The 3,260-nt window shown below is 49.4% G+C and carries 2 rRNA genes; both read left to right on the forward strand.

Going from position 1 to position 3,260, the window contains the following annotated elements:
• The first annotated feature begins 25 nt into the window (after positions 1–25).
• Positions 26–2,922: ribosomal RNA gene (locus BKK50_RS10930) — 23S ribosomal RNA — on the forward strand.
• A gap of 179 nt (positions 2,923–3,101) precedes the next feature.
• Positions 3,102–3,217: ribosomal RNA gene (rrf, locus tag BKK50_RS10935) — 5S ribosomal RNA — on the forward strand.
• Positions 3,218–3,260 lie beyond the last annotated feature (43 nt).

Consider the following 3,260-nt stretch of genomic DNA (forward strand, 5'->3'; position numbering starts at 1 on the left):
GTGTAGAAAACATTTGAGGTTGTATAGTTAAGTAACTAAGCGTACAAGGTGGATGCCTTGGCAATCAGAGGCGAAGAAGGACGTGCTAATCTGCGAAAAGCTTGGATGAGTTGATAAGAAGCGTTTAATCCAAGATATCCGAATGGGGAAACCCGATGGATGAAGAATCCATCATTTCATTATGAATCCATAGTAATGAAAGGCAAACCGGGAGAACTGAAACATCTAAGTACCCCGAGGAAAAGAAATCAACCGAGATTCCGTCAGTAGCGGCGAGCGAAAGCGGAGGAGCCGGTAAGTGATAGCGAAAGCGTTAGAGGAATAGGCTGGGAAGCCTAGCGACACAGGGTGATAGCCCCGTACTTAAAAATGCTTTTGTGGTACTAAGCTTACGAGAAGTAGGGCGGGACACGTGATATCCTGTCTGAAGAAGGGGGGACCATCCTCCAAGGCTAAATACTCCTGATTGACCGATAGTGAACCAGTACTGTGAAGGAAAGGCGAAAAGAACCCCGGTGAGGGGAGTGAAATAGAACCTGAAACCTTGTACGTACAAGCAGTGGGAGCCCTTATGGGTGACTGCGTACCTTTTGTATAATGGGTCAGCGACTTATATTTTGTAGCGAGGTTAACCGAATAGGGGAGCCGAAGGGAAACCGAGTCTTAACTGGGCGTTGAGTTGCAAGGTATAGACCCGAAACCCGGTGATCTAGCCATGGGCAGGTTGAAGGTTGGGTAACACTAACTGGAGGACCGAACCGACTAATGTTGAAAAATTAGCGGATGACTTGTGGCTGGGGGTGAAAGGCCAATCAAACCGGGAGATAGCTGGTTCTCCCCGAAATCTATTTAGGTAGAGCCTTGAGCGGACACCTTTGGGGGTAGAGCACTGTTTCGGCTAGGGGGCCATCCCGGCTTACCAACCCGATGCAAACTGCGAATACCAAAGAGTGATACTCAGGAGACACACGGCGGGTGCTAACGTCCGTCGTGGAGAGGGAAACAACCCAGACCGCCAGCTAAGGTCCCAAAGTCTATATTAAGTGGGAAACGAAGTGGGAAGGCTTAGACAGCTAGGATGTTGGCTTAGAAGCAGCCACCATTTAAAGAAAGCGTAATAGCTCACTAGTCGAGTCGGCCTGCGCGGAAGATGTAACGGGGCTCAAATATAGCACCGAAGCTGCGGCATCAGACGAAAGTCTGTTGGGTAGGGGAGCGTTGTGTAAGCGGAAGAAGGTGGACTGAGAGGTTTGCTGGACGTATCACAAGTGCGAATGCTGACATAAGTAACGATAAAACGGGTGAAAAACCCGTTCGCCGGAAGACCAAGGTTTCCTGTCCAACGTTAATCGGGGCAGGGTGAGTCGGCCCCTAAGGCGAGGCTGAAAAGCGTAGTCGATGGGAAACGGGTTAATATTCCCGTACTTGGTAAAGCTGCGATGTGGGGACGGAGCAGGTTAGGTTAGCGTACTGTTGGATGTGTACGTTTAAGTTAGTAGGTGGAGTGCTTAGGCAAATCCGGGCACTTATTAACACTGAGAGATGATGACGAGGTCCTAAGGGGCTGAAGTAACCGATACCACACTTCCAGGAAAAGCCACTAAGCTTCAGGCTTTACTAAACCGTACTGAAAACCGACACAGGTGGTCAGGTAGAGAATACTCAGGCGCTTGAGAGAACTCGGGTGAAGGAACTAGGCAAAATAGCACCGTAACTTCGGGAGAAGGTGCGCCGGCGTAGATTGTAGCGTCTTGCACGTGAAGGTTGAACCGGTCGAAGATACCAGCTGGCTGCAACTGTTTATTAAAAACACAGCACTCTGCAAACACGAAAGTGGACGTATAGGGTGTGATGCCTGCCCGGTGCTGGAAGGTTAATTGATGGTGTTATCGCAAGAGAAGCACCTGATCGAAGCCCCAGTAAACGGCGGCCGTAACTATAACGGTCCTAAGGTAGCGAAATTCCTTGTCGGGTAAGTTCCGACCTGCACGAATGGCATAATGATGGCCAGGCTGTCTCCACCCGAGACTCAGTGAAATTGAAATCGCCGTGAAGATGCGGTGTACCCGCGGCTAGACGGAAAGACCCCGTGAACCTTTACTATAGCTTGACACTGAACATTGAATTTTGATGTGTAGGATAGGTGGGAGACTATGAAGCAGAAACGCCAGTTTTTGTGGAGTCGTCCTTGAAATACCACCCTTTAACGTTTGATGTTCTAACGAGACATCCTAATCGGGTGTTCGGACAGTGTCTGGTGGGTAGTTTGACTGGGGCGGTCTCCTCCCAAAGCGTAACGGAGGAGCACGAAGGTTTGCTAATCACGGTCGGACATCGTGAGGTTAGTGCAATGGTATAAGCAAGCTTAACTGCGAGACAGACAAGTCGAGCAGGTACGAAAGTAGGTCATAGTGATCCGGTGGTTCTGAATGGAAGGGCCATCGCTCAACGGATAAAAGGTACTCCGGGGATAACAGGCTGATACCGCCCAAGAGTTCATATCGACGGCGGTGTTTGGCACCTCGATGTCGGCTCATCACATCCTGGGGCTGAAGTAGGTCCCAAGGGTATGGCTGTTCGCCATTTAAAGTGGTACGCGAGCTGGGTTTAGAACGTCGTGAGACAGTTCGGTCCCTATCTGCCGTGGGCGTAGGAGAATTGAGAGGGGCTGCTCCTAGTACGAGAGGACCGGAGTGGACGCACCACTGGTGTTCGGGTTGTGTCGCCAGACGCATTGCCCGGTAGCTAAGTGCGGAAGAGATAAGTGCTGAAAGCATCTAAGCACGAAACTTGCCTTAAGATGAGTTCTCCCACACGAAAGTGTGTAAGGGTTGTTTAAGACTAAGACGTAGATAGGTGGGGTGTGTAAGTATAGTGATATATTGAGCTAACCCATACTAATTGCCCGAGAGGCTTAACTATACAACACTCAAGTGTTTTTGGGTGAAGTGAAATGAAAGACAACTAAGCAAACAGATGACAAACAAAGGAATGGGCGAGATAGAGAAAGCAGTATTCAGCTTGTGACCGATAAGAACAGAGAAAGAAAAAACAAAGAACAAGAAACGAGATAGCAAGAAGTAGGGTTATCAAAGAATTATCCTGGCGGCAAGAGTGCGGTGGTCCCACCTGAATCCATTCCGAACTCAGAAGTGAAACGCTGTAATGCCGATGGTAGTGTGGGGAATCCCCATGTGAGAGTAGGGCACCGCCAGGTTCAAATAAAAGGAATCCCCTGAATCGAAAGGTTTGGGGGATTT

This window comes from Rodentibacter rarus (assembly GCF_001998965.1).
GTDB lineage: Bacteria > Pseudomonadota > Gammaproteobacteria > Enterobacterales > Pasteurellaceae > Rodentibacter > Rodentibacter rarus.